A 26,182-nucleotide genomic window follows, 5' to 3' on the forward strand; every position below is an offset into this window, starting at 1 on the left:
GCGCGATTCGGAAAAAAAGCGAACATTTACGCAGGTGCAGCATCGGTAAGCGATTGAAATCAGGGATGTGCGAGGCGTGCCGCACAGTTTCGCGCTGCGCTGCAGCGTAGGCTGCGCCGCGTTTTTCCCGCTTGATCGCTTGGCTGGCTTGGCGGAATGTCGGGAACACGGGCGGTGTAAAAACGAAAGAAAGGGAATGTCGGTGGCGCTGAGTTTCCGGCAAAGCGAAATCCTCGAACTCGCCCGCGCCGAGGGGCGGGTGGTGGTCGAAGACCTCGCGCAGCGGTTCGACGTGACCTTGCAGACGATCCGGCGCGACCTGACGGAACTGGCCGATTCAGGGCATCTCGACCGCGTGCATGGCGGGGCCGTGCCGAAAACCGGCGTGTCGAACCTTGGATATGACCAGCGGCGGCGGATGAACGAAGGCGCCAAGGCTGCGATCGCGCGCGATTGTGCGGCGGCGCTGCCCGACAATTGTTCGATCATCCTGAACCTTGGCACCACGACCGAAGCCGTGGCGCAGGAATTGCTGCACCACAGGAACATCACAGTGGTGACGAACAACATGAACGTGGCGAACACCTTGGTCGCCAATCCGGGATGCGAGATCATGGTGGCGGGCGGGGCCTTGCGCCGGTCGGATGGCGGGCTGGTGGGGGAATTGACCACGCAGTTCTTCGAACAGTTCAAGGTCGATTACGCGGTGATCGGGGTTTCCGCGCTGGACCGCGACGGCGATCTGCTCGACTTCGATCTGGCCGAGGTCAGGGTGTCCAAGGCGATCATCCGCCAGGCGCGGCAGACGTTTCTGGTGTGCGACCATTCCAAGCTGGACCGTTCGGCCCCGGCCAAGCTGGCGTCACTGGCCGAGATAACGTCGCTCTTCACCGATGCGCCCTTGCCGCCCGATCTGGCGCGCAAATGCGCTGAATGGGGCACCAACGTCAAAGTGGCGGGGCCTGCCTGAGACCAAGGCTTTCCTGACCGTTCCGGCTGTGGCTATGATGCGGCCATGGCTTTCACCCTGCGACAGCTTCAATTCTTCATCGCTGCAGCCGAGGCCGGTTCGGTGTCAAGCGCCGCGCGGGCCCTGTCGATCTCGCAATCCTCGGTGACGGAAGCGATCCGCGCGCTGGAAAGCGACCTTGGCGTGACGCTCTTCGACCGGCAGGCGCGGGGCCTTCTGATCACGCACAAGGGCAGCGCCTTTCTGCGCCACGCGCGGCAAATCCTGTCGGATGTGGCAACCGCCCGCTCGTCGTTCCGGCAAGAGGCCGAGGAAACCACCGGCCGCCTGTCGTTGGGGGTGACGCAGCTCGTGGCGGGCTATGTGCTGTCGGACATATTGCAACGCTTCCGCCGCGCCTTTCCGCAGGTGGAACTGAACGTGATCGAGGACACCGGCGAATACTTGCAACACCTGCTGGTCGGCGGCGAGATCGATGTCGCGGTGTTGCTGACATCTTCGGTCCGCGACCGGCTTGCGCTCTATGTCGAGACGCTGCTCGTCTCGCCCTACCGGCTTTGGCTGCCGCTGGGCCATGCGCTGGCCCAGCAAGAGGCGATCCAGCTTGACGAACTTGCAGGCCTGCCCCTGATCCAGCTTATGGTGGACGAGATCGAGGAGTCGACCCGTCGCCTGACCGCAGCCTTGCCGGTCAAGCCGCAGGTCGCCTTTCGCACGCGGTCGGTCGAGGCGGTGCGCTCGCTCGTGGCCACCGGGGCGGGGCTCGCCATATTGCCCAGCCTCGTCTACCGCCCGTGGTCTCTCGAAGGTGACCGGATCGAAATCCGCGATGTGTCCGGCGATCTGCCTTCGGTGCAGGTCGGCCTTGCGTGGCGGCGCGGTGCGCCCCTCTCGCCGTCCGCCCTCAACTTCGTCCGCTCGGCGCAAACTGCGGTGTCTGAGCGCTGATCCAGCCGTTTCACCTTTGCTCAAATACTCACGGCGCAACGGTGTGCGCCAAACTGCCCGCAGGCTCCGTTCCGCGGCAGCCCGCCCGAGCGGGGGCTCGATGCCCCCCGAGGGCGGGGCCCTGTTCGAGCCATCGGAAAAACCGATACCGCCTATCCCCCTTTTGATATTGCGAAAGGACCGCTGCGCTATACGCTCTCGAAATGACCGGAAAACCGGCGTCGCACCACTGCGCTACTCACAGGGAGTTTTGCCTCATGACTGCACGACAGATCACGAAACAGCTTTCCACCGCCGCGCTCGCCCTTCTTACCGGCCTGTCCCCAGCCCTTGCACAGATGACCGAAGTGGGGCCGGGCGAAGGTGAACTCTCCATCGTCGCATGGGCGGGCTATGTCGAACGCGGCGAGACCGACAAGGCCTTCGACTGGGTCACGAAATTCGAGGCCGATACGGGATGCAAGGTGTCGGTCAAGACCGCCAATACCTCGGACGAGATGGTCGCGCTGATGAACGAGGGCGGCTTCGACCTTGTGACGGCCAGCGGAGACGCCTCGCTGCGGCTGATCGCGGGCGGGCGCGTGCAGGAAATCAACAAGGACCTGATCCCGTCTTGGTCGACCATCGACCCCCGCCTGCAAGATGCCGGCTGGCACACGGTCGACGGCAAGCATTACGGCGTGCCCTACATGTGGGGCCCGAACGTGCTGATGTACAACACCGAGGTGTTCAAAGAGCCGCCGACAAGCTGGAACGTGGTGTTCGAAAAGATGGACCTGCCCGACGGCAAGTCGAACGAGGGCCGCGTGCAGGCCTATGACGGGCCGATCCACATCGCCGATGCCGCGCAATACCTGATGTTCCACAAGCCGGAACTGGGGATCAAATCGCCCTATGAATTGAACGAGGACCAGTACAAGGCCGCGCTCGACCTGTTGCGCGTGCAGCGCACACTTGCCAGCCGCTACTGGCACGATGCTTTCATCCAGATCGACGATTTCAAGAACGAAGGCGTCGTCGCGTCGGGGTCCTGGCCGTTCCAGGTCAACCTGCTGAAGGCAGATGGCCAGCCCGTCGCCTCGACCATCCCGCAGGAAGGCGCGACGGGTTGGGCCGATACCACGATGCTGCATGTCGACAGCAAGCATCCGAATTGCGCCTACAAGTGGTTCGACCACCAGTTGTCGTCCAACCTGCAATCCGACCTGTCGGTCTGGTTCGGCGCGAACCCGTCGGTTCCTGCTGCTTGCACCGACGGGCGGGGCATGCAGACCGCCGAGGGCTGCACGGCCAACGGGCTGGATGATTTCGACAAGATCCGGTTCTGGACCACGCCGGTGTCGAATTGCAGCCAGGGCGAGGGGGCTTGCGTGCCCTATTACCGCTGGGTTTCGGATTACATCGGCGTCATCGGCGGCCGCTGACGGTGGGTGAACCCGCGGCTCCGGCAAGACCGGAGCCGCAGAACCACCCACCCTACCATCTACCGCAGGATGCGCGGTCCCCGCGCATCGTCCCTTTCACATGTGGTCTGCCGATGTCTGCTGCCGTCGAATTCCGTTCCGTCTCGCGTCACTTCGGCCCGGCCTCCGCCCCTGTCAAAGCGGTCGATGGTGTCGATCTGACCATAGCCGAGGGCAGTTTCTTTGCCATGCTCGGGCCGTCGGGCTCGGGCAAGACCACCTGCCTGCGCCTGATCTCGGGGTTCGAGAAGCCGACGCAAGGCAGCATCCGCATCTTCGGGCAGGATGTTTCCGACATTCCACCGAACCGGCGCAACGTGAATACCGTGTTTCAGGATTACGCGCTGTTCCCGCATATGTCGGTGCGCGACAACGTGGCTTACGGGTTGATGGTCAAGGGCGCCCCTCGCCGCCAGCGCGAGGCCAAGGCCGACGAGATGCTGGCGCTGGTCAAGCTTGATGGTTACGGCGACCGCAAGCCGTCGCAGCTTTCGGGCGGGCAGCGGCAGCGCGTGGCGCTGGCGCGGGCGCTGGTGAACGAACCGCGCGTGCTGCTGCTGGATGAGCCGCTCGGGGCGCTTGACCTGAAGCTGCGCGAGGCGATGCAGGACGAGTTGAAGGCCTTGCAGGCGCGGCTTGGCATCACCTTTGTCTTCGTGACCCACGATCAGGGCGAGGCGCTGTCGATGGCGGACAGTCTGGCCGTGTTCAATGATGGCAAGATCGCCCAGATCGGCACACCGGCCGAGGTTTACGCGCGCCCACGCACGCGGTTCGTGGCCGATTTCGTGGGGTCGTCCAACGTGCTTGCGCCGGCTGTGACCCGCGCCTTTGGCGGGCCTGACCGCTGGTCATCGCTGCGCCCCGAGGCGCTGCGCCTGACAGCGGCGGATGGCGTGGCTCTGTCAGGCACCGTCACCGCGCACCGCTACCTTGGCGCGGGCAACCGCGTTTCGGTGGCGGTGGGCGGGGCCGAGATTTCGGCGCTGGTCGCATCGGGCCAAAGCTTGCCCGCAATCGGCGCTGTGGTCGGGCTTGGCTTCGATCCGTCCGCGCTGCATGTGATGGAGGGCGAGGGATGACCGCGCCCGCACAACACCGGCAAGCCCGCATGGCGCGTGCCTTGCGTGCAGCGCAACATATCGGAAATCCCACCCGTGCTGTCAAACGTGGTGACACCAGCCAAACCCCTTGCCCTTCGCGTTGCCGCGCCGTGCAATCGGCCCGCCGGAAAGGTCCACCGGACCTTTCCGCGTCGGGCCTCTTGGCAATGCTGCACGGGTCAACCCCATGACCGCGCCTGCCATCCTCCCCTCGCGCGGGATAGCCGACCGGCTGACCGCGCTGTTCTGGCGGTATCCGCGGGTGCTGCTGGCGCTGCTCTTGACGCCGCCCTTGCTGTGGCTGGGGGTGGTCTACCTCGGCTCGCTGGCCGCGCTTTTGCTGCAATCGTTTTATTCCATCGACGAATTTTCCGGCATGGTGAAGGAGGAATTCACCCTAAAGACCTATGGCGAATTGCTGCGCGCCCAGAACCTCGACATCATCCTGCGTACACTTCTGATGTCGGCGGCGGTGACGGTGGGCTGTGCGCTGATCGCCTTTCCCGTCGCCTATTACGCCGCGCGCTTTGCGCGGGGGCGGTGGAAGGCGGTGTTCTATCTGGGGGTCATGCTGCCCCTGTGGTCGAGCTATCTGGTCAAGGTCTATGCGTGGAAACTGATCCTTGCCAAAGAGGGGATCATCACATGGGCCGCCGATGCGCTGCACCTGTCGATGGTGCTGAACGCGGTGCTGGCCATTCCCGGCATCGGGGGGAATTCGCTGTCCACATCGTGGATCGGGACGTTCCTTGTCTTTGTCTACATATGGCTGCCCTATATGATCCTGCCGATGCAGGCGGCCCTTGAACGGGTGCCGACCTCGATGCTGGAAGCGTCGGCCGACCTTGGCGCCAGCCGGTCGCAGACCTTCCGGACAGTGATCTTTCCGCTGGCCATGCCCGGCATCATCGCGGGGTCGATCTTTACCTTTTCGCTGACGATGGGCGATTACATCATCCCGCAGATCGTCGGCACCTCGGCCCGTTTCATCGGGCTTGCGGTCTACCAGTTGCAGGGCACGGCGGGGAACATCCCGCTGGCTGCGGCCTTTGCGGTGGTGCCCATCGTGATCATGCTGATCTACCTGACCATCGCCAAACGTCAGGGGGCTTTCGATGCACTCTGACCGCGCGTCCTTCGGCCTGCGCTTTGCCGCTGTCACGGGGCTGTTGTTCCTGCACCTGCCGATCCTGATCATCTTCCTTTACGCCTTCACCACCGAGGAGAAATCCTACGCCTTTCCGCCCCCCGGCCTGACCACCGAATGGTTCGCCGTGGCGTGGAACCGCGCCGACATCTGGCCGCCGCTTTACCTGTCGCTCTGGGTCGCCACGGTGTCGACGCTGCTTGCGATGATCCTTGGCACGCTGGTGTCGGCGGCCATGGCGCAGACGCGGTTCTTCGGGCGCGAGCAGATCTCGCTTCTGATCCTTTTGCCCATCGCGCTGCCGGGGGTGATCACCGGCATGTCGCTGCGGTCGGCGTTTTCGATCATGGATATCCCGTTCTCGACTCTGACGATCATTCTGGGCCATGCCACGTTCTGCATCGTCATCGTCTACAACAACGCGGTCGCCCGCTTTCGCCGCCTGTCGGGCGGTATTCTGGAAGCGTCAGCCGATCTGGGGGCCAACAGTTTCCAGACCTTCCGCCATGTGCTGCTGCCGAACCTTGGCTCGGCGTTGCTGGCGGGCGGGATGCTGGCCTTTGCGCTGTCTTTCGACGAGGTGATCGTGACCACCTTTACCGCAGGCCAGCAAAGCACCCTGCCGATCTGGATGTTGCAAGAACTGGTGCGACCGAGGCAGCGCCCCGTGACCAACGTGGTCGCAATCGTCGTCTTCGTCACGACCTTCATCCCCATCCTCATCGCCTATTACCTGACCCGAAACGGCTCTGAAACCGCAGGGGCCGGCAAATGAAAGGAAAGCCATGACCAAGCATATCGATACCGCCCTTCTTGTCGGTTCCAGCTTCGAGGCCGGTCAGGAAGCGGTCGAGCCGATCCTGAACCCGCGCACGGGCAAGCTGATCCTTGACGTGGCCGAGGCGTCCACCGCGCAGGTAGACCGCGCGGTGGCGGCGGCGCGCCGTGCCTTTGGGGCGTGGTCGCGCACCACGCCTGCGGAACGGGCGGGGGCATTGCTGCGGATCGCCGACCGGATCGAGGCCGAGGCCGATGCTTTCGCAGCACTCGAGGCGCTGAACTGCGGCAAGCCGATCAACGCGGCGCGACACGACGAGATTCCGGCCATCGTCGATTGCTACCGCTTCTTTGCGGGCGCGGTCCGCACGCAGCACGGATCGCTGGCAGGGGAGTATATGGCCGGCCACACCAGCATGATCCGGCGCGATCCGGTGGGGGTGATCGCGTCGATTGCGCCGTGGAATTATCCGCTGATGATGATGGCGTGGAAACTGGGGCCTGCCATCGGGGGCGGCAATACGGTGGTGTTCAAGCCTTCGGAACAGACCCCGCTGACCGCGCTGAAGATGGCGAAGATACTGGCCGAGGAATTGCCCGAAGGGGTCGTGTCGGTCGTCACGGGGCGGGGGCAGACGGTGGGAAGCTACCTGATCAACCATCCCGATGTGGACATGATCTCGCTGACCGGAGATGTCGCTACAGGCAAGAAGATGCTGGATGCGGCGGCGCGGACGGTTAAGCGCACGCATCTGGAACTGGGTGGCAAGGCGCCGGTGATCGTCTGCGACGATGCCGACATTTCGGAAGTGGTCGATGGTCTGCGCGCCTTTGGCTATTACAACGCAGGGCAGGATTGCACCGCCGCCTGCCGCATCTATGCGGGGCGCAAGGTCTATGACCGGCTGGTGGCCGACCTGTCGTCGGCGGTGTCGACCATCGCATTGGGGCTTGAAGATGACACCGCGAACGAGATCGGGCCGCTGATCAGCCTGCGCCAGCGCGACCGTGTGGCATCTTTCGTGAACCGCGCGCGCGAGGTGGGGCATATCGAGGTGACAACCGGCGGCGAGGCGATGCCGAACGGCTTTTCCTACAAGCCCACCGTCATCGCCGGTGCGCGCCAAGAGGACGAGATCGTGCGGCGCGAGGTCTTTGGCCCCGTGGTGTCTATCACCCCGTTTTCCGATGTGGATCAGGCGGTGGGCTGGGCCAACGACAGTGACTACGGCCTCGCCTCGTCGGTCTGGACGCGGGATGTGGGGCGCGCCATGTCGACCGCCGCCCAACTGCGTTATGGCTGCACCTGGGTGAACACGCATTTCATGCTGGTCAACGAAATGCCGCATGGCGGGTTGAAGCAATCGGGCTACGGCAAGGACATGTCGGCCTATGCGCTCGAGGACTACACCGTCGTCCGCCATGTGATGATAAAGCATTGAACCTTATGGCCCCTGTCCAGGGGGCCATGTCCGATCCGTCTGGCGGCCTAGCGCGACAGCGCGGGCAGGCCGAAAACCTCGGTGGCGGATTTGCCTGCGGCCAGACCCGCGATCCAGCTTTCCTCACGCGCAAGTTTGGCCTCGGCGGCGTCGATCAGGCCACGAACCTGCGCGGGCGACAGCGCCACCAGACCGTCATCGTCGCCGATCACCAGATCGCCCGCAGCGACCGCAGCACCGCCGATGGTGACGGGCAGGTTGATGTCGCCGCGTTCGGCCCCGCTTGGCCCGCGCGGGTTGATAAAGCGCGAGAACACCGCGAAATCCGACCAGCCGCCCAAGGTGCCGGTGTCGCGCACCGCACCGTCGCAAACCACCCCTGCCACGCCCTTGGCCCGCAGATGGCCCGACAGGATATCGCCGATCATCGCGGCCTCGCGGTGGCCGCCCGCATCGATTACCAGCACCTGCCCGCGCGTGATCACATCAAGCGCATGCAGCACCGCGCCGAAATCGGGCGCGTCGCAGCGCACCGTCACGGCTTGGCCAAACAGGCGCGGCTGCTGGCCTGCCGGTCGCAACGGTCGGATCGCGGGGTCGATCTGGCCCTCGCCCTGCACAAGATCGGCGGCGATCGCCACGGGAACCGGCCGCCAACGGGCAATCTCGGCTGCGGTCAGGTCGGACGGGGGCGGGGTATGCAGCGTGACGGGCATGGGATGTCTCATAGGGTCAGGGGCGGGTGTGCAGGGCGCGGCCAAGGGCGGCAATTCCGGCTTCGATCTTTTCGATCGGTTGGGCCGAGAAATTCAGGCGGGCGAAATTGGCGCGCGGAGTCAGCGGAAAGAACGTGGCCCCCGGCACAAAGGCCACGCGGGCCTTGGGCAGGGCCACGTCGCGCATGAAGGCGGTGGCGTCGAACCCTTCGTCGAAGGTCAGCCATGTGAACAGCCCGCCCTCGGGATCGGTCGCCGCGATGTCTTGCGGCAGGTGCCTGCGGATCGCGTCAAGCATCGCCTCTTTCTTCACGGCATAGGCAGCGCGCAGGCGGGCGATATGGGCCCACAGGTCGTAGCGGTCCAGAAACAGGCTGGCCGCCGCCATGTTCAGCGTCGAGGTCTGGGTGTCGGCTGCGACCTTCAAAAGCCCCATCCGCGCCAGCAGATCGGGCGCGGCCAGTGCCCAGCCGATCCGCAGGCCGGGCACCAGCACCTTTGAAAAGCTGCCAAGGTGGATCACCCGCCCCTCGGTATCGAGCGATTTCAGTGTCGGCAGGTTCTGCCCCGAAAAGCGGATATGGCGGTAAGGCGTGTCTTCCAGCACGATCAGGTCATGCCGGTTGGCCAGCGCGATCAGCTCTTTGCGCCGCGCGAGCGACAGGGTCACGCCGGTCGGGTTCTGGAAATCGGGCACGGTATAGATCATCCGCGCCTTGGGGTTGGCTGCCAGCACGCCTGCAAGAAGATCGGTCCGCATCCCATGGGCATCGACCGGCACCACGGCATAGGCGGGCTGGCTGGGGGCAAAGGCGATCAGCGCGCCCAGAAAGGTGGGGTCTTCGGTCACGATCACATCGCCGGGGTCCACCAGCATCCGCGCGGCGAAATCCAGCCCCTGCTGCGACCCCTGCAGCACCAGCACATCGCCCGCCGTGCAGGCCATGCCATCTGCCACCATCAGCGCCGCGATCTGCTCGCGCAGCCGTGGCAGGCCGTCTGACGGGGCGTATTGCATCGCAGCCCCGCCGGGGGCGCGAATGATCTCGTCAAACACTTTTGCCAACTGGTCCGCAGGAAACAGCGTCGCGTCGGGATAGCCGCCGCCGAACGAGATGATCGACGGATCGGCCCCCAGCGCCAGCAACTCGCCGATGGCCGAGGGGCGGACTTGCGCCATCCGTTCTGCGTAACGTGCTGTCATTCCCGAACGGTCCCGCCCTGTTTGCCGCGCTACAGGTGGCACGAAGCGGCGGCCCGCCGCAAGCGGAACACCGGCCTTTGGTCGCGGCCCTGCAAGGGCCGCGCGGCGTCTTCGCGTCAGAACCGGTGCTGCAACAGCACGTCGACCGACAGGCTTTCATAACTCGGCGCACCGATGCCGTCATAGGTCGCGCTGGCCGAGAGTGTCGCCCCCGAGGCGAAGACCCGCTTCATGCCTGCGCTGATGCGTCCGCGATGGCCTTCGTAACTTGACGCACCCCCCGTGAGGCTGCTTGACCACACGTCCGCCAACCCGAAGCTCAGTTCCATGCTGCCCGACGACACCTCGACCGGAAAGCTGACCGCGATCCCCGGTGCGATCTGGATCAGGGCGGTTTCGGTCGCGGCGACGGCGATGGCCGCTCCGTTGACATAGGCATCGGTGGTTTCGCGTACATAACCGGCGCTGAGCGTGGGCTTCAGCGTCAGCTTGCCGCGCGCAACCTCGCCCGACACGCCCAGAAGCGCCAGAAGACGGTCGCCGCCGAACTTGTCTTCAAAGGTGCCGGTCGGGGACAGGCTGTTGTCGGTCCGGCCATAAAGCAAGCGGCCCTGCAGGGTGACAGGATGGCTTTCCAGCGCCACCAAGGCGTAGGGACCGGCCAGCCAGCCCGTTCCTTCCCCGACCGACAGCCCGTCGACGGTTTTCAGATGGTCGACCTGCGCCATGATGCCCAAGGCAAAGCCGTTGCCCTGTATCACATGCGCGCCCACCGACCCGAGGATATAGTCGGCCTCGGCCCCGTCGACCGTGGACCACGCGCCTTTCAGCCGCAGCCAGACCGGCTTGTCGGGGGCGGTCGAGATGTCGGCCTGTCCGCCCATCGACGATACGGTCAGGTTCGCGGTGCCATCCGATGCGCCCGGCAGCAGCATGTCATCCATGTCGGGCTGGTTCGACAAAAGCAGCGTGCTGCGGGTCTGCACGAACTTTACGACCTCTTGACGCGCCGCTTCGATTTCATCGTCCGACGGGGTCTCTACCGGCGTCTCGGTCTGGACCGGAAGCACCATGATCGTCAGGGTTGCCCGCAACCCCTCGCCGCGCGGCGGACCAAGATCGCCAAGGTCGAGCGTGGAAAAGGCGGCGGGCGCGAAGTTAAGGTCAGGGTCGAGGTCGCCCACCTTCTGGCCGAAGCCGATGTTCAGCACGACCTCGACCTCGGTCGCTTCGGTCACGACCGGCGCGGTGAAGCTGGTGGTCTCGGCATCGGGCGAGCCGAAGGTCACGCCGGGCGTATCGGTCGCCCAGGAATAGGTCGGCATGGAATCTTCCGGAAGCACGCTGTCGGCTGCCGACAGGGTGACAACCTCGCCGCTGGTCAGGCCGTAGGTGCCGTTCACCGCCGTCTTGCCCACCACCTTTGCCACCGCCTCGTCTTCGGGAAGCGCGATGCGGGGCGGGAAGATCGTGACGATTACCGACTTGGTGTTCTACAAAAGCCCGACCGACACGGTCAGATTGAACGTAAGCGTCAGCGCATTGGCGCCGGGTTCCAGATCGGGCGCGGTAAAGGTCGCATCCTGCTCGTCTGCGCTGGCCAAGACCACGACGGGCACGCCCGGGGTCAGGTCGATCTGTTCCCATGCATAGGTCAGGCCCGCATTCGTGCCCGTGTTCGTATTAACCGAATTTCCACCGACAAGCGTGACAAGCTGGCCAGCGTTTCCGCCCGAATGGCCGGGCTGCGCGACCGGCGCCTGGTTCGGTTGGGGCCGCGTGACCGCGACGGTGTAGGTCTTTTTGGTCTGCCCGTCCTCGGCCGTGACCTCGATCGTAAAGGTGTTGGTGCCGGAATTGAGCGTAGTTTCCACTTCCGTGCCGCTTGCCAAAGGGTTCCCGCCCAGTTTGAGCGTCGCATTCGGCTGGTTCACCATCGCCGTCAAGGTCGTGATGTCCACATCCAGCGCGACGGTCGCGGTATAGGATGTCATATCGGCGGAAAAGTCGGGCGTTAGCGTGACACCTGACAGGGTCAGCGACGACAGGGTCGCATCCGTCGATGGCGGAGGCGGCGGGGGCGGGTCGCCGCGGGTGACGGTGATGACATAGGCGGTGAAGTTAATGCCGTTCTCGGCCGTAGCCTCGACCGTTATGGTATTGGGACCGGGTTCAAGGTTGACGGTCATTCCCGTGACGTCAACGATCGCAAAGCTCGCATTCGGGTCTGTCACGACCGCCGTAACGGTCGTGCTGGTCACGTTGGATGCGACCGTTGCGGTGTATTGCGTGACCGCCGGATCGAAGGTCGGCGAAAGGGTGATGCCCGACAGGCTAAGCGACGACAGGGTCGAAACGTCCGAGGCCGCTGCCGTGGGCGTTACTTGCACCGCTGTGGTGGTGGTACCCTTCAGCGCATATTCGTAATTGGAGACGACGCCGCCTTCGGTGCCCGTAAAGGTGAAGCCCAGATAGTCGTCCGATTCAAAATCCGTCGTGGGTCCGGTGTGCACCAGGTTGGAGACACTGGTTATGCCGCAGTTATTGAGCGCCGTTACCGATACCCGGGCATAGCCATTGAATCTACCGCCGCCCGTATAGGTTGCCTCACCCCCCACTTCCGACGAACTGGTCAGAAAGACCATCGCATTGCGCTGCGTGGCATTCATCGAGAATTCGACCGTGCAAGTCCCGAGTGCCCTCGATTCAGCAATCGTAGCCCCGCCAAAGGCATCGGCCCGCTGGCTGGGTGCAACCAAGGCCGCCACGGCAAGGCACAAGACCATAACTCCACGCCAGAACCGGCGGATCATATTCTTGGCCATCTTTGGCACTCCAACCACTTTTTACATCACAAAAGGCGCGGGTGCCGTCAGCGGCGCCCGTCTTGCTGGATAAAACAGTGCATGATGACAAAAGTATATAAATTATAACCTTTCGGACGGGTCGCATTTGCCGCCATGCGTGCCCGAAACAGCACGGTCAGTCCGTCGGGGTTGTCGGCTCTGCCCGTCCTCGTCGTGCCGGTCGCCCGCGCGGGTTGCAAAGGCACAAGGTGAGCTGTTCGCCACCCTGCACCTGTGGATTGCAAGATTTGTTGCGATATGGCGCGGCCTTGATACTATACGTTTGTTCAACAAGATTCGGATAAGGGCTTGGCATGCCACGCGACCCGCGATTTGACATCCTGTTCGAACCGGTCCGGATCGGTCCGAAACTGGCGCGGAACCGTTTCTTTCAGGTGCCGCATGCGTCGGGCATGACCAATGCAGCCCCCCATGTCCGCGCCGCTTTCCGCGAAACCAAGGCCGAGGGGGGCTGGGCGGTCGTCTCGACCGGCGCCTGTTCGGTCGATCCTTCGTCGGATGACAGCCCCTTTCCCTTTGCCTCGCTCTGGGACCGCGCCGATATCCGCAGCCATGCCTTGATGACCGAAGCGGTGCATCGCCACGGCGCGCTTGCGGCGGTCGAGCTGTGGCATGGCGGGGCGGCTGCGGTGAACCGGATCACACGGCATCCGCCGCTGTCGCCCTCGGGCGTGCCGTGGATGGCGACGCATGTGCCGTTCATGTCCTCGGCCCGCCCCCGGGTGATGGACAAGGCCGATATCCGCGACCTGATCCGCTGGCATGCCGAAGCGGCGGTCAGGGCCGAGGAGGCGGGGTTCGACATCCTCTATGTCTATGCGGGCATGGGCTATCTGCCCTATCAGTTCCTGCTGTCGGATTACAATCACCGCACGGATGACTACGGCGGATCGGTCCGCAACCGCGTGCGGCTGGTCGAGCAATTGATCGACGCCGTGCGCGAGGCGACAAAGGGGCGTGCGGCGGTCGCGCTGCGTATCTCGATGCAGGAGCTCCGCGCCCGCCCGTCCGACGTGGCCCCGACCGAGGCGCATGAGGTGATCGGCTACCTGAAAGACGCGCCCGATCTGTTCGACGTGAAGATGGATTATTCGTCCTTTGACTGTGCGCCCAGCCGCTACACGCCCGAAGGCAGCCACGAGGCGGTGGTCGATTTCATCAAATCGGTCACCGAAAAGCCGGTGGTGGGCGTGGGGCGCTTCACCAGCCCCGATACGATGGTGTCGATGGTGCGGCGCGGTGTGCTCGATTTCATCGGCGGCGCGCGCCCCTCGATTGCCGATCCCTTCCTGCCGAGGAAGATCGAGGAAGGCCGGGTCGAGGATATCCGCGAATGCATCGGCTGCAACCTGTGCATATCAAGCTGGCACGACGGGGTCTGGGTGCGCTGCACGCAAAACCCCACCGCGGGCGAGGAATGGCGGCGCGGCTGGCATCCCGAAACCCTGCGCCGCGATGGCGCGGGGTCGGTCCTTGTGGTGGGTGGCGGTCCTGCGGGGCTGGAGGCGGCACTGACGCTGGCACGGCGCGGGCATCAGGTGGCGCTGGCCGACCGCGCGCGTGATTTCGGCGGGCGGCTGACATGGGAAAGCCGTCTGCCGGGCCTTGGCCAATGGCACCGCGTGGTCGATTACCGTATGGGGCAGTTGCGAAAGCTGCCCAACGTGCAGCTTTACCCCGCAAGCGACCTGACCGCGCAGGATGTACGCGATTTCGGGGCCGATCATGTGGTGGTGGCCACGGGCGCAGGCTGGCTGCCGCATCTGTGCGGGGCGAACGAACTGCCCGCAGGCCCGCTTGTCGCGCCGCGCGTCTATACGCCCGACGATCTGGCCGCAGGCATCGTGCCCGAAGGTCCGGTCGCGGTGTTCGATTATGACAACTATTACCTCGGCTCGGCGGTGGCGGAATCGCTGGCGCATCTGGGTGTCACCTATATCACCACGGCGGGGGCGGCTGCGGCCTGGGGCTTCAACACCAACGAGCAGCCGCTCGTGCACCAGTCCTTTGCCGCCAAGGGCATAGCACTTCGCACGCTCGAGGTGGTGACGGGGTTCGACGGCAAAGAGGTGCGGCTGGCACAGATCTTCAGCGGCGAGGAACGGCGCATCGCGGCGCGGTCCCTGGTGATCGTAGGCTATCGGGCGGGCGGCAGTGCGCTTTACGACGCACTCGCTGCCGACATGCCGCCGGACCGCCTGCACCTGACGGGGGACGCCAACGCCCCCGGCGCGATCGTCCACGCGATCTATCAGGGCCACAAGACGGCGCGGGATCTCGGGGTGGCCCAGCCGATGGTGCGCCGCGATGCGCCCTTTGCAGCCCGCGATTTCCAACTGCCCGAGGCTGCCGAATGACCCGGGCCGAAGGGCGCAAGCGGCAGGCAGACCGCGCGACGGGCGGCGTGCCACAGCGCGCCTGGGGGCAGATCGAACGCCCGATGCCGCCGGTAAAGGTGATCTCCGACGATCAGGTGGCCGCGATCCACGGCGCGGCGCTCGACGTGCTGGCGCGGCAGGGGATGCGCGTGCTGCACCCCGCCGCCCGCGACCTGTTCGCACAGGCGGGGGCGGACGTGTCGGGCGAAACCGTGCGGATCGATCCCGCACTCGTGGCCGAACGGCTGGCAAGCGTGCCTGCGGGCTTTGCGCTGGAAGCGCGGAACCCTGCGCGCAACCTGCGGGTCGGCGGGGGTTGGTGCGTCTATGGCGCGGTGGGTGGCCCCGCCTATGTGATGTGCAACGACAAGGGCCGCCGCGACGGGTCTTTCGCCGAGATGTGCGATTATATGCGCCTGATCCAGTCGCTGAACGTGATCCATCAGGAAGGCGGCGGCCCGTTCGAACCGCTCGACCTGCCTGCCAACACGCGGCATCTCGACATCTACCACGCGCAGATCCGGCTGGTCGACAAAAGCTGGCAGACCCAGACGCTTGGCCATGCCCGCACCATGGACGGCATCGAAATGGCCGCGATCATGCTGGGCACCACGCCCGAAGGGCTGCGCGACCGTCCGGTCCTGCTGGGCATCATCAACACCAACTCGCCGCTGCAACTCGACGTGCCGATGGCCGAAGGGCTGATCGCCCTTGCCGCGCATGGTCAGGTCAACGTCATCACCCCGTTTACGCTGGCGGGGGCCATGGCGCCGGTCACGCTGGCGGGCGCCTTGGTCTTGCAGCATGCCGAGGCGATTGCGGGGATCGTCCTGACCCAGATCGTGCGTCCCGGCGTGCCGGTGATGTATGGCGGCTTCACCTCGAACGTCGACATGCGGTCGGGCGCGCCCGCTTTCGGCACGCCGGAATATGCCAAGGCGGCGCAAGCCTCGGGCCAGCTTGCCCGCCATATCGGCGTGCCGTTCCGGTCGTCGAACGTGACAGCGGCGAACGAGGTCGACGCGCAGGCGGCTTATGAATCGCAGATGGCGCTCTGGGGGGCGCTGACCGGCGGGGCGCATCTGCTGAACCACGCGGCGGGCTGGCTGCATGGCGGGCTGACCGCCAGTTTCGAAAAGCTGATCCTCGACGCCGAGATGCTGCAGATGATGGACGCCTATTTCGAACCGATGCCGACAGACCCCGGCGCGCTGGCGCTCGATGCGATCCTCGAGGCGGGGGCGGGCGGGCATTTCTTCGGCACGGCGCACACCATGGCGCGCTACGAGACGGCGTTCCACAGGCCGATGCTGTCGAACTGGGACAACCACCCGAACTGGCTGGCCAAAGGCGGCATCGATGCGCGGACCCGCGCCAATACCGTCTGGAAAGAGCTTCTGGCCGCGCATGTCGACCCCCCGCTCGACCCGTCGGTGGACGAGGCGCTTTGCGCTTACGTCACCCGCCGCAAGGCCGAAGGCGGAGCGCCGATGAACTGATGGGACAGGATCTGCAGACCCGCACCGATTACCCGTTCGGCCTGATCGAACAGGAGAACATCTGGGTTCCGCTGCCCGACGGCACGCGGCTGGCGGGGCGGCTTTGGCGACCCGATGGCGCGGGGCCTGTGCCTATGATCCTCGAATACCTGCCCTACCGCAAACGTGATGGCACCCGCGGCCGGGACGAGGCGATGCACCGCTACCTCGCCCGCCACGGCTACGCCTGCCTGCGGCTCGATATCCGGGGCACCGGCGACAGCGACGGCGTGCTGTACGACGAATATACGGTGCAAGAGCAGACCGACGGGGTGGACGCGATCGCATGGCTTGCCGCGCAAGACTGGTGCGACGGGCAGGTCGCGATGTACGGCATCAGCTGGGGCGGCTTCAACGGCTTGCAGATCGCCGCCCGCCAGCCGCCCGCGCTGAAGACGATCATCACCGTGGGATCGACCGACGACCGCTACGCCACCGATATCCACTGGGTCGGCGGCTGCCTGTCCAAGGACAATTTCGACTGGTCCTCGACCATGTTCGCGATGCAGGACCTGCCCCCCGACCCCGCAATCGTGGGCGCGGCGTGGCGCGACATGTGGGCCGCGCGGCGCGAGGCGAACACGCCGTGGATCCTGACATGGCTGCGCCACCAGTCGCGCGACGACTACTGGCGCCAAGGCTCGGTCTGCGAGGATTTTTCCAGGATCACCATTCCGGTCTATGCCGTGTCCGGCTGGGCCGACAATTACTCCGAAGCCGTGCCGCGCCTGCTGGCGGGGCTGACGGGGCCGCGGCGCGGGCTGATCGGGCCTTGGGCGCATTCCTTTCCCCATTCGGTGACGGTCGAACCCGCCATCGGCTGGCTGCAAGAGGTGCTGCGCTGGTGCGACCACTGGCTCAAGGGCCGCGAGACCGGCATCATGGACGAGCCGATGCTGCGCGTCTGGATGCAGGACCACGTGCCGCCGCGCACCTGCTATCACGAACGGCCGGGTCGCTGGGTGGCCGAGGATGTCTGGCCCTCGCCGCGCATCCGGCCCGAACGGCTGGCGCTGGGGGACAACGGCGTGCTGGGCGGGGCGGGAACGGGGCAGGCCCGCATCTGCTCGCCGCTCTGGGTCGGGCTGACGGCGGGCGAGGTCGGGCGTTACGGAGACGAGGCCGAATGGGCCACCGACCAGCGCGAGGATGACGGCGGCTCGCTTGTCTTTGTCACCGCGCCCTTGGCCGAACCGCTGGAAATCCTCGGCGCACCGCAACTGGAGTTGCGCTTTGCCAGCGACAGGCCGCAGGCGCTGGTGTCGGTCAGGGTCAATGACGTGGCGCCCTCGGGGGCCTCGACCCGCGTGGCGATCGGGCATCTGAACCTGTGCCACCGGCACGGGCATGGCAGCCCGCAGGCATTGGTGCCGGGGCAGGCCGAAAGCGCCTTGGTCGATCTGGACGACATCGCACACAGCTTTCCGGCGGGCCACCGCATCGCGGTGTCGATCTCGACGGTCTACTGGCCCATCGCTTGGCCCTCGCCCGAACTTGCCACGCTGACCGTGCAGCTTGGCGACAGCGCCCTGACGCTGCCGGTCCGCCCGTCGCACCCCGCCGACGCCGCCTTGCGCGTCTTTGACCCGCCCGAAGCTGCGGCGGCCGACCCCCAGCACGACCTCCAGCACGACCTGCCGCCCGATCCTGCCGCCCCCGTGCTGCGCCGCAGCGTGACCCGCGATTTGCTGACCGGCGAAAGCGTGGTCGATTTCCCGCGCTGGACCTATGCAACCGAAATGCCTGCCATCGGCCAGACCCATCGCGGCACCGGACTGGCCCGCTACCGCATCACCGAAGGCGATCCGCTAAGTGCTTCCTGCGAGACGCATTATACCGTGCAGATCGAACGGCCCGACGGCATCTTTACCCATGAAAGCACCGGCGCGCTGACCTGCGATGCCACCCATTTCATCGTGACCATGCGTCTGCGGATCAGCGAAAACGGGGCCGAGGTCTTTGCCCGCGACTGGCACGAAAGGATCGCGCGTGACCATATCTGACGCAAACGGGGGGCCGTGCTGATGCTGGCCTATGCGATCCGGCGCGTTGGGCTGTCGCTCCTGATCCTGATCGTGGTGATGACCGCCATGTATGGCATGGTGTTTCTGGTGCCGGGCGATCCGGCCTCGCTGGCGCTGGGGCCACGCGCCACGCCGGAACTGAAAGAGTTGCTGCGCCAGCGCATGGGGCTGGACCAACCGATCCTGACCCAGATCGCGCTGTTCTTCGGCAATGTGCTGCAAGGCGATCTCGGCACCGATGTCTGGTCGAAACGCCCGGTTCTCGACCAGATCCTCGAGGTGTTTCCCAAGACCCTGGTCCTTGGCGTCACCGCACTTGGCTGGGCACTGGGGCTGGGGGTGCTGCTTGGCTGCGCTGCGGTGGTGTGGCGCGATACGGTCATCGACCGGCTGCTTGGCGTTGTGTCGGTCAGCGTGATCTCGGTGCCCTCCTTTGTCATCGCGATCTACGCGCTGATCGTCTTTGCCGTCTGGCTGAACTGGCTGCCCGCCATTGGCGCGGGCGAGGCGGGCGACTTTGCCAGTCAGGCCCGCGCGCTGGTGCTTCCGGCCTTTGCGCTGGGCCTTGGCTGGGTCGGCTATGTGGCCCGCCTGATCCGCGCCTCGATGCTCGAGGTGATGGAGGCCCCCCATATCCGCACCGCCCGCGCCTTTGGCATGCGCGAACGCGACATCGTCTTTCGCCACGCGCTGCGGGTCGCCATCGTGCCGACGATCTCGGTTCTGGCGGTGGGGTTCGGCGGCATAATGTCGAGCGCGGTCTTCGTCGAAAGCGTGTTCTCGCGGCCAGGGATCGGCACGCTGATCACGGCGGCGGTGGAAAAGCGCAATTATCCGGTGGTGATGGGGACGGTGCTGTTCATGACCGCCTTTTACCTGCTTGTCGTCACCTCTGCCGATCTGGCGATCGCGCGGCTTGACCCAAGGGTGCGCGATGTCCTTCGACGCTGAACCCGCACCGCCGCCCGCCAGACCCATTGCCCGACGCGGCATAGGCCGCGCCCTGACGGGCGATGCGATGGGGCTGGCGGGACTGGTGATCGTGGTGGCCTTTGTCGGCATGGCGCTGCTGGCCCCGCTGATCGCACCCTATGACCCTATCGCACTGAATGTGAAGGCAAAGTTCCTGACGCCTTCTGCCGCGCATTGGGCCGGGACCGACCATCTGGGTCGCGACCTGCTGTCGCGCATCATCTGGGGGGCGCGGCTTGCGCTTGGCATCGCCATGACCTCGGTCGGTATGGCGGGCGCGCTGGGGCTGCTGCTCGGGCTGGTCGCGGGATACGGGCCGCGCTGGCTCGATTCCCTGCTGGTGGTGGTGTTCGACTGCCTGTCGTCGCTGCCGATGATCTTCTTTGCGCTTGCCGTCATTACCGTGCTTGGCCCCGGCACGACGACGCTGATCATCGTGATCGTTCTGGTGTCCTTTCCGGCCTATGCGCGGCTGATCCGCACCCAGACGCTGACGCTTGCCAATGCCGATTACATCCTGGCCGAACGGGCGATGGGGGCAGGGGCGGGGCGCATCATCCTGCGCCACCTTCTGCCCAATGTGGTCGGCCCGCTTGTCATCCTGATCTGCATGGACATCCCCGTGATCATCATGCTCGAGGCGGGGCTGAGCTATCTGAACCTTGGGGTCAAACCGCCCGCGCCGTCATGGGGCAATATTCTGGCCGAAGGCTACACTGCCCTGCGGCAGGCGCCGCATGTGGTCATCGTGGCGGGGATTCCCTTGGTGCTGGCAACGCTCGGCTTCACCTTTCTGGGCGAAGGGCTGCGCGACGTTCTCGATCCGCGCGGCGCGGGAAGGCGCCGGGCATGACGGCGCTTCAGGTCGAAAACCTTTCGGTGTCCTACCGCGTGCCGGGCGGGGAACTGCACGCGGTGCGTGACGTGTCGCTGTCTGTCACGCGGGGCGAGGTCTTGGGGATCATGGGCGAAAGCGGCTGCGGCAAGTCGACGCTTGCGGCGGCGATGGTCAACCTTTTGCCCGCCGGAGCGCGCATCGCCCACGGGGCTGTGCGGCTGGATGGCACCGACATGCTGGCGCTTTCGCCCGCAGCGCAGCGGGCCTTGCGCGGGCGGTCGGTGGCGATGGTGTTCCAGGACCCGATGACCGCCTTCAACCCCGTGCTGACCATCGGGCGGCAACTGGCCGATTTCGTCGGCGCGCATGACCGGGCCTTGGCGCGGCCCGAACGGCTGGCCGAGATGCTGGGCCGCGTCGGCATTCCCGATGCCGCGCGCTGTCTGCACCGCTATCCGCATGAACTTTCCGGCGGGATGCGGCAGCGCGTGGCGATTGCCGCCGCCCTGCTGATGCAGCCCGATGTGCTGATCGCCGACGAACCCACGACCGCGCTCGATGTGACGATGGAGGCGCAGATCATCCACCTCATGCGCGACCTGCGGACCACATTTCACGGCGCGATCGTGATCGTCACCCACCATCTGGGCGTGATCGCCGAACTGTGTGACCGCGTCGCGGTGATGTATGCGGGCGAGGTGGTCGAAGAGGGCACGGTGGATGCGATCTTCCACGACCCGCAGCACCCCTATACCCGTGCGCTTCTGGCCTGCGATCCGGCGGTGGTCGTTCCGTCCTCGGGGCGTTTGCCCACCATCGGCGGGCGTCTGCCCGACCTGACCGCCCCGCCGCGCGGCTGCGCCTTTGCCCCGCGCTGCACGCTGGCAGAGGCCGCGTGCGAGGCCCCCGTTCCCCGCCGCACTGCGGGCGCGGGGCGGTCGGTGCTGTGCCACAGTGCGCCGCAAGGGGGGCAGGGATGACCCCCGTGCTGGATTTGCGGAACCTGTCGGTCGACCTGCCGCTGGGCGGGTTCATGTCCCGCGCGGCCCTGCCGATCCTGCAAGATGTCAGCCTGTCGGTCGGGCGCGGGCAAAGCGTGGCGCTGGTCGGCGAAAGCGGGTCGGGCAAGACCACGCTCGCCCGTGCGGTGATGGGCCTTCAACCCGTCACGTCCGGCGCAGTGCGCTTCGACGGATCGCCCGTGACGGGGCGCGACGGCTTCGCCCGCCTGCGCCGCGACGCCGCGATGATGTTTCAGGATGCGGCCGCCTCGCTGTCGCCGCGCCTGACGGTCGGCTATCTGGTGACCGAGGCCTTCCGCATCCACCGCCAGCCCTTGCCAGACCCCGCTGCCACCGCACGCTTGCTGCTTGCCAGGGTGGGGCTGCCCCCCGCAATCGCCGACCGCTACCCGCACGAACTTTCGGGCGGGCAGGCGCGGCGCGTGGGGGTGGCGCGGGCGCTCGCGCTTGGCCCCCGGTTGGTGATCGCAGACGAGCCGACGGCGGGCCTCGACGTGTCGGTACAGGCCGAGGTGCTGAACCTGATGGCCGATCTGCGCCGCGATATGGGGCTGGCCTATCTGATCATCACCCACAACCTTGCGCTCGTGCGCCATGTGGCCGACCGGATCGTGGTCCTCTATCTGGGCCGCGTTGTCGAAGAGGGACCGACCGCGCAGGTCTTTGCCGCCCCCGCGCATCCCTATACCGCCAGCCTGATCGCGTCCGAGCCAAGGCCCGACCCGCGCCGGCGCCGCGCCGATCTTGCGATAAAGGGCGAGGTGCCCTCGATCCTGCGCCGCCCCTCGGGCTGCGAATTCCACACCCGCTGCCCGCTGGTGCAAGACATCTGCCGCAGCACGGCGCCTGCGCTTTTGCCCACCACCACGGGCCGCCTTGCCCGCTGCCATTTCGCCGACCCAAATCAGCAACAGGGAGATACCCATGCACTGGAGCACTGACCGTCGCGGATTTCTGAAAGCCGCAGGTGCCGGACTGGCCGCCGCCGCCGCCTTGCCGCGTTTCGCCTGGGCCGCCGAAGGCGCGACCCTGCGGCTGCGCGTCGTGGCCGATTTCCAGGTGCTCGACCCCTACGGCATCATCGGCGAGCTTGACGACATCATCCCGCGTTGCACCAACGTGACGCTGGTCCGCCTTGGCGACATGCGCGACGGCAACCAGTGGCGGCCATGGGCTGCCGAAAAGATCGAATGGCTCGACGCCACCCGCCTTGCCTTTACCCTGCGCGAGGGGCTGAAATGGACGGGCGATTTCGGCCCCGTCACGGCGGCCGACGTCAAATTCTCGTTCGAGCGGATCGCAGGGTCCGACAGCGCATGGGCCTACCAGTTCGAAAAGCTCAAAGAGGTCGAGGTGATCGACGACCGCAGCGGCGTGATCCACCTGACCGAACCCTTTGCGCCCTTTCCGGTCATCGCGCTGCCCTATTATGGCGGCCACATCGTCTGCCAAAAGGCGGTCGAGGCGGCGGGCGGCAGCTACACGACCGAAATCCCCGCACAATGCGGCCCGTATCTTTTCGACACATGGGAGCAGAACCAGAAGGTCACGCTGAAAGCCAACCCCGACTGGACCGGAGAGAAGCCCGCCTTCGACCGCGTCGAATTCTACATCGTCACCGACGATCAGGCGGCCGAGCTTGCCTATGAGGCCGATGCCTTCGATTTCACCCGCGTGGCCGTGGGGGCTGCGGCGCAGCTCAAGTCGGCCCTGCCCGCAGGGGCCGCGATGATCGAGGCCCCCGGCACCCGCTACGCGTGGCTGACGATCAACATGAACGCCGAACCGCTGAAAGACATCCGCGTGCGTCAGGCGATCCAATACGCCTATGACGGTCAGGCGGTGCTCGACGGGGCCTATGACGGGTTGGTCGCACGGTCTACCGGCGTGGTGCCGCCCACGTCGGGCTTTGCGCGGCCTGCCAACCTGATCGCGGCGCGCGATGTCGAAAAGGCCAAGGCGCTTCTGGCCGAGGCCGGGGCCGAGGGGATCGAGCTGAACCTTTACGCCCTGACCGACAACACCAGCCAGACCATCGCCCAGATCGTGCAGGCCAACCTTGCCGAGGCGGGCATCACCCTCAACATCCAGCCGGTCGAGGACGCAGCCTATTGGGCGCTGGGCGACAAGACGGCAGGCGATGGCTACAAGTCGGTCGAACTCGTCTTGATGAACTTTGCCGGTGGCATCGACCCGACCGAAAACCTCGTCTGGTTCCGCCCCGACCAGATCGGCATCTACAACTGGTCTTTCTTCGACAATCCCGAATATGAAAGTCTGTATCAGGCCTCCACCACCGAACAGGACGCGGGCAAGCGGCGCGCCATGTTCAACCGGATGGAGGATCTCATGGAGGAGTCGGGTGGTTTCATCTTCATCTGTTTCGAGCCCTATCTGGCCATCCATGACGCGGATATCGTGCCGGTCATCCTTGCCGACGGGCATCCCGATCCGGTCGCCTTCCGCAGGGTCTGACGGGGGGCGCGCGTGACGGCACTACCCCGCAAACCTGCCCGCCTGCCCGCCAAGGACAGGCGGGCGCTTCTGGAGGATGCCGCCCGTGCCTGCATGGCGCGGGGCGGCATCCGCGATTTCACGGTCGACCGGATCGTGGCCGAAGCGGGCGTGTCACGCGGGCTTATCACGCATCATTTCGGTTCGATGGACGGGCTGATGGTCGCGGTCTACAGCCGCATGTATGACGAATGGATGGCCGCCATCTCCCGCCCCGTGCCCGGCCTCACACCGCTCGAAGCGCTGGTCGAGGCGCTGGTTTCGCCCGCGCTGTTCAGCCGCGACGTGCTGAACGTCTGGCTGACGCTCTGGGGCGAGATCGCCAACAACCCCGTCCTGCGGGCCGAACACCGCGCCCGCTATGGCGGCTACCGCCAGACCATCGCCGATGCCCTGCGCGCCGCCGCCCCGCCCGATACCGCGATGGATTTCGACGCGGTGGCGTCCGCCTTCATCTGCCTTGTCGACGGGCTTGGCGTGCAGCGTTGCATCGACCCCGATCTTTTGCCGGAAGCCGCCGCCCGCGCGGCCTGCCGGGCGCTGTTGCAGCCCTATACGCGATGATCACGACCGCAGCGCAAAACCGCGTGCGATGTGGTTTCGGACGAACCAGATCATCACCAGACCGGGCAGCAGCGATACCACCGTCATCGCCATGACCAGCCCCACATCGGTGCGGAATGTGAAAAGCGCGTTGATCGCCATGGTGATCGGCTTGCCCGCCGTCACCGTCAGGATGCGGGCAAAGACCACCTCGACCCAAGAGAACATGAAGCAGAAGAACGCCGCCACCCCGATACCGGGCGCGATTGCGGGGATCAGGTGACGCACGAAGAACGACGGCAGGGTATGGCCGTCGATGAAAGCCGTCTCGTCCAGTTCCTTTGGCACGGCCGCGATGAAGGTCTCCAATATCCAGATCGCGATGGGCAGGTTGAACAGGCAATGCACCAGCGCGATGCCGAGCGGGCTGTTCACCAGCCCGAAGCGCGAGAACAGGATGAAGATCGGCAAGGACAGCACCACCGGCGGCGTGGCGCGAAACGCCAGCAGCAGGAACAGGAAATGCCGGTCGCCCGCGAATTCGTACCGCGCCAGCGCATAGGCCGCCGGCAGTGCCACCGCGATGCACAGGGCCACGTTCAGCGTCACATAGATCGCCGAATTGCCGATGGATGCGGTCAGCGCGGGCGTCTGCCAGATGGTGGCATAGTTCATCAGCGTGAATTGCCCGACCTCCATCCCGTCACGCGGCAGGGTGGACATGAAGCTGAGCAGGAATGTCTGCGCCAAGGGCAGCAGGATGAACAGGCCCAGCGCCGCGAACAGCCCAAGGCGCGGCAGAACCCTCATGCCCCCCGCGCCTCGCGCGCGGCGTTGATGCGGACAAAGGACCAGATCACGGTCAGCACGATGCCGAAATAGACCATCGACCGCGCCGCAGCCGAGCCATAGTTGAACGATTTGATCTCTTCGCCCAGATCGATGGCGAGGAAATGCGTGGCCATATCCGGCCCGCCCGCGTTGATGCCGAAAGCCTCGGTATAGATCATGAAGCTGTCGACGAAGCGCAGCAGCAGCACCACGCCCAGCGCGGGCGCGATGCGCGGCAACTCGATGAAGCGGAACACCGCGAGGCGCGAGGCCCCGTCGATCGCGGCGGCGCGGTATTGTTCCGGCGGGATAGACGACAGCCCCGCATAGGACAGGATCACGACCAGCCCCAGCCAGTGCCATGTGTCCATCGTCACCAGCAAGATCCACGTATGCGCGGCGTTGAACTTCCAGTCGAAGCCGATGCCCAAAGCGACCAGCGCCTGCCCGACCAGCCCCGTTTCAGGGTTGACCAGCCCCAGCCACATGCCCCCGATCAGGTTCCACGGCACCACCAGCGGCAAGGCGACCAGCATCAGACCCAGAACCGCCGCCCGCCCCGTGCGCCGCAAGGCCAGCGCCACCGCCAGCCCCAGCGGCACCTGCACCGACAGCACCACCGCCGAAAACATCAGGCTCCGCCCGAGGCTGGCATGGAACCGCGGACTGGTGATGATCGCATGATACCATTCCGGCCCGACCCACAGCACATCCTGCAAGGAAAAGATGTCGTGCAGCGAATAGTTGAACACCGCGACCAGCGGCACCACGCCCACCACGGCCATCAGCAGGGCGGCGGGCAGCATCAAAAACCATGCGGCATTGGAATAGGGCTTGGTACGGTGCATCGGCGTCAGTTCAGCATGGAACGGGGGCAGGGCGCAA

At 65.7% G+C, this 26,182-nt stretch carries 22 protein-coding genes; 16 read left to right on the top strand and 6 right to left on the bottom strand.

Annotation, left to right across the window (positions count from 1 at the left end; genetic code table 11):
• The first annotated feature begins 202 nt into the window (after positions 1-202).
• The 7 genes from HYN69_RS03475 to HYN69_RS03505 all read left to right on the top strand — a co-directional run bounded on the left by HYN69_RS03475 (position 203) and on the right by HYN69_RS03505 (position 7,850).
• A complete protein-coding gene (locus HYN69_RS03475) occupies positions 203-970 on the top strand; it encodes a DeoR/GlpR family DNA-binding transcription regulator (protein ID WP_108437015.1) in 768 nt (255 codons plus the stop codon).
• Between the two features lie 45 nt (positions 971-1,015).
• Complete coding sequence (locus HYN69_RS03480) at positions 1,016-1,918, top strand: LysR substrate-binding domain-containing protein (protein WP_108434513.1); 903 nt, start codon at positions 1,016-1,018, stop codon at positions 1,916-1,918.
• A 257-nt stretch (positions 1,919-2,175) separates the two neighbouring features.
• Positions 2,176-3,342, top strand: coding sequence for an ABC transporter substrate-binding protein (locus HYN69_RS03485; RefSeq protein WP_108434514.1), 1,167 nt, complete (start codon positions 2,176-2,178; stop codon positions 3,340-3,342).
• A gap of 113 nt (positions 3,343-3,455) precedes the next feature.
• Positions 3,456-4,463, top strand: coding sequence for an ABC transporter ATP-binding protein (locus tag HYN69_RS03490; protein ID WP_108434515.1), 1,008 nt, complete (start codon positions 3,456-3,458; stop codon positions 4,461-4,463).
• A gap of 208 nt (positions 4,464-4,671) precedes the next feature.
• Positions 4,672-5,610, top strand: coding sequence for an ABC transporter permease (locus HYN69_RS03495; RefSeq protein WP_108434516.1), 939 nt, complete (start codon positions 4,672-4,674; stop codon positions 5,608-5,610).
• The gene (locus tag HYN69_RS03500) at positions 5,600-6,406 is read left to right on the top strand and encodes an ABC transporter permease (protein ID WP_108434517.1); all 807 of its coding nucleotides are present in this window, start codon (positions 5,600-5,602) and stop codon (positions 6,404-6,406) included. Before HYN69_RS03495 ends, HYN69_RS03500 begins: the two co-directional genes overlap by 11 nt.
• 10 nt (positions 6,407-6,416) lie before the next feature.
• Positions 6,417-7,850 (top strand): gamma-aminobutyraldehyde dehydrogenase, encoded by a 1,434-nt coding sequence (locus tag HYN69_RS03505; RefSeq protein WP_230426474.1) that lies wholly within the window; start codon positions 6,417-6,419, stop codon positions 7,848-7,850.
• A gap of 47 nt (positions 7,851-7,897) precedes the next feature.
• Here HYN69_RS03505 and HYN69_RS03510 read toward each other — a convergent pair whose 3' ends face one another.
• The 4 genes from HYN69_RS03510 to HYN69_RS03525 form a co-directional block, all read right to left on the bottom strand.
• Positions 7,898-8,566: an RraA family protein gene (locus HYN69_RS03510; RefSeq protein ID WP_108434518.1), complete on the bottom strand. Its 669-nt coding sequence runs from the start codon at positions 8,564-8,566 to the stop codon at positions 7,898-7,900.
• 16 nt (positions 8,567-8,582) lie between these two features.
• On the bottom strand, positions 8,583-9,770 hold the full coding sequence (locus HYN69_RS03515) for an aminotransferase-like domain-containing protein (RefSeq protein ID WP_174213596.1): 1,188 nt from the start codon (positions 9,768-9,770) through the stop codon (positions 8,583-8,585).
• Between the two features lie 116 nt (positions 9,771-9,886).
• Positions 9,887-11,200 carry an autotransporter outer membrane beta-barrel domain-containing protein gene (locus HYN69_RS03520; RefSeq protein WP_108434520.1) on the bottom strand — a complete coding sequence of 438 codons (1,314 nt, stop codon included), beginning with the start codon at positions 11,198-11,200 and terminating at the stop codon, positions 9,887-9,889.
• 63 nt (positions 11,201-11,263) lie between these two features.
• Entirely contained in the window at positions 11,264-12,595 is a 1,332-nt protein-coding gene (locus HYN69_RS03525; RefSeq protein WP_108434521.1) for a cadherin-like beta sandwich domain-containing protein, read from the bottom strand.
• A gap of 335 nt (positions 12,596-12,930) precedes the next feature.
• On the opposite strand from HYN69_RS03525, the gene HYN69_RS03530 reads away from it, so the two are divergent.
• The 9 genes from HYN69_RS03530 to HYN69_RS03570 are packed head-to-tail and all read left to right on the top strand — an operon-like array spanning position 12,931 to position 24,487.
• Positions 12,931-14,994, top strand: coding sequence for an oxidoreductase (locus HYN69_RS03530; RefSeq protein ID WP_108434522.1), 2,064 nt, complete (start codon positions 12,931-12,933; stop codon positions 14,992-14,994).
• On the top strand, positions 14,991-16,514 hold the full coding sequence (locus HYN69_RS03535; protein ID WP_108434523.1) for a trimethylamine methyltransferase family protein: 1,524 nt from the start codon (positions 14,991-14,993) through the stop codon (positions 16,512-16,514). Before HYN69_RS03530 ends, HYN69_RS03535 begins: the two co-directional genes overlap by 4 nt.
• Positions 16,514-18,556 (top strand): CocE/NonD family hydrolase, encoded by a 2,043-nt coding sequence (locus tag HYN69_RS03540; RefSeq protein WP_174213597.1) that lies wholly within the window; start codon positions 16,514-16,516, stop codon positions 18,554-18,556. The genes HYN69_RS03535 and HYN69_RS03540 overlap by 1 nt, the downstream gene beginning before the upstream one ends.
• 21 nt (positions 18,557-18,577) lie before the next feature.
• Positions 18,578-19,528, top strand: a complete 951-nt coding sequence (locus tag HYN69_RS03545) for an ABC transporter permease (protein WP_108437018.1) — start codon at positions 18,578-18,580, stop codon at positions 19,526-19,528.
• Entirely contained in the window at positions 19,512-20,402 is an 891-nt protein-coding gene (locus HYN69_RS03550; protein ID WP_216824643.1) for an ABC transporter permease, read from the top strand. Before HYN69_RS03545 ends, HYN69_RS03550 begins: the two co-directional genes overlap by 17 nt.
• Complete coding sequence (locus tag HYN69_RS03555) at positions 20,399-21,367, top strand: ABC transporter ATP-binding protein (protein WP_108434524.1); 969 nt, start codon at positions 20,399-20,401, stop codon at positions 21,365-21,367. The genes HYN69_RS03550 and HYN69_RS03555 overlap by 4 nt, the downstream gene beginning before the upstream one ends.
• The gene (locus tag HYN69_RS03560) at positions 21,364-22,350 is read left to right on the top strand and encodes an ABC transporter ATP-binding protein (RefSeq protein ID WP_108434525.1); all 987 of its coding nucleotides are present in this window, start codon (positions 21,364-21,366) and stop codon (positions 22,348-22,350) included. Before HYN69_RS03555 ends, HYN69_RS03560 begins: the two co-directional genes overlap by 4 nt.
• The gene (locus tag HYN69_RS03565) at positions 22,334-23,884 is read left to right on the top strand and encodes an ABC transporter substrate-binding protein (RefSeq protein ID WP_108434526.1); all 1,551 of its coding nucleotides are present in this window, start codon (positions 22,334-22,336) and stop codon (positions 23,882-23,884) included. The genes HYN69_RS03560 and HYN69_RS03565 overlap by 17 nt, the downstream gene beginning before the upstream one ends.
• A gap of 12 nt (positions 23,885-23,896) precedes the next feature.
• Positions 23,897-24,487 carry a TetR/AcrR family transcriptional regulator gene (locus tag HYN69_RS03570; RefSeq protein WP_159082345.1) on the top strand — a complete coding sequence of 197 codons (591 nt, stop codon included), beginning with the start codon at positions 23,897-23,899 and terminating at the stop codon, positions 24,485-24,487.
• Here HYN69_RS03570 and HYN69_RS03575 read toward each other — a convergent pair whose 3' ends face one another.
• Together HYN69_RS03575 and HYN69_RS03580 are read right to left on the bottom strand one after the other, a co-directional pair.
• The gene (locus HYN69_RS03575; protein WP_108434528.1) at positions 24,488-25,276 is read right to left on the bottom strand and encodes a carbohydrate ABC transporter permease; all 789 of its coding nucleotides are present in this window, start codon (positions 25,274-25,276) and stop codon (positions 24,488-24,490) included.
• A complete protein-coding gene (locus HYN69_RS03580) occupies positions 25,273-26,145 on the bottom strand; it encodes a carbohydrate ABC transporter permease (RefSeq protein ID WP_108437020.1) in 873 nt (290 codons plus the stop codon). The genes HYN69_RS03575 and HYN69_RS03580 overlap by 4 nt, the downstream gene beginning before the upstream one ends.
• Between the last annotated feature and the right edge of the window lie 37 nt (positions 26,146-26,182).

It is taken from the genome of Gemmobacter aquarius, from assembly GCF_003060865.1.
GTDB lineage: Bacteria > Pseudomonadota > Alphaproteobacteria > Rhodobacterales > Rhodobacteraceae > Paragemmobacter > Paragemmobacter aquarius.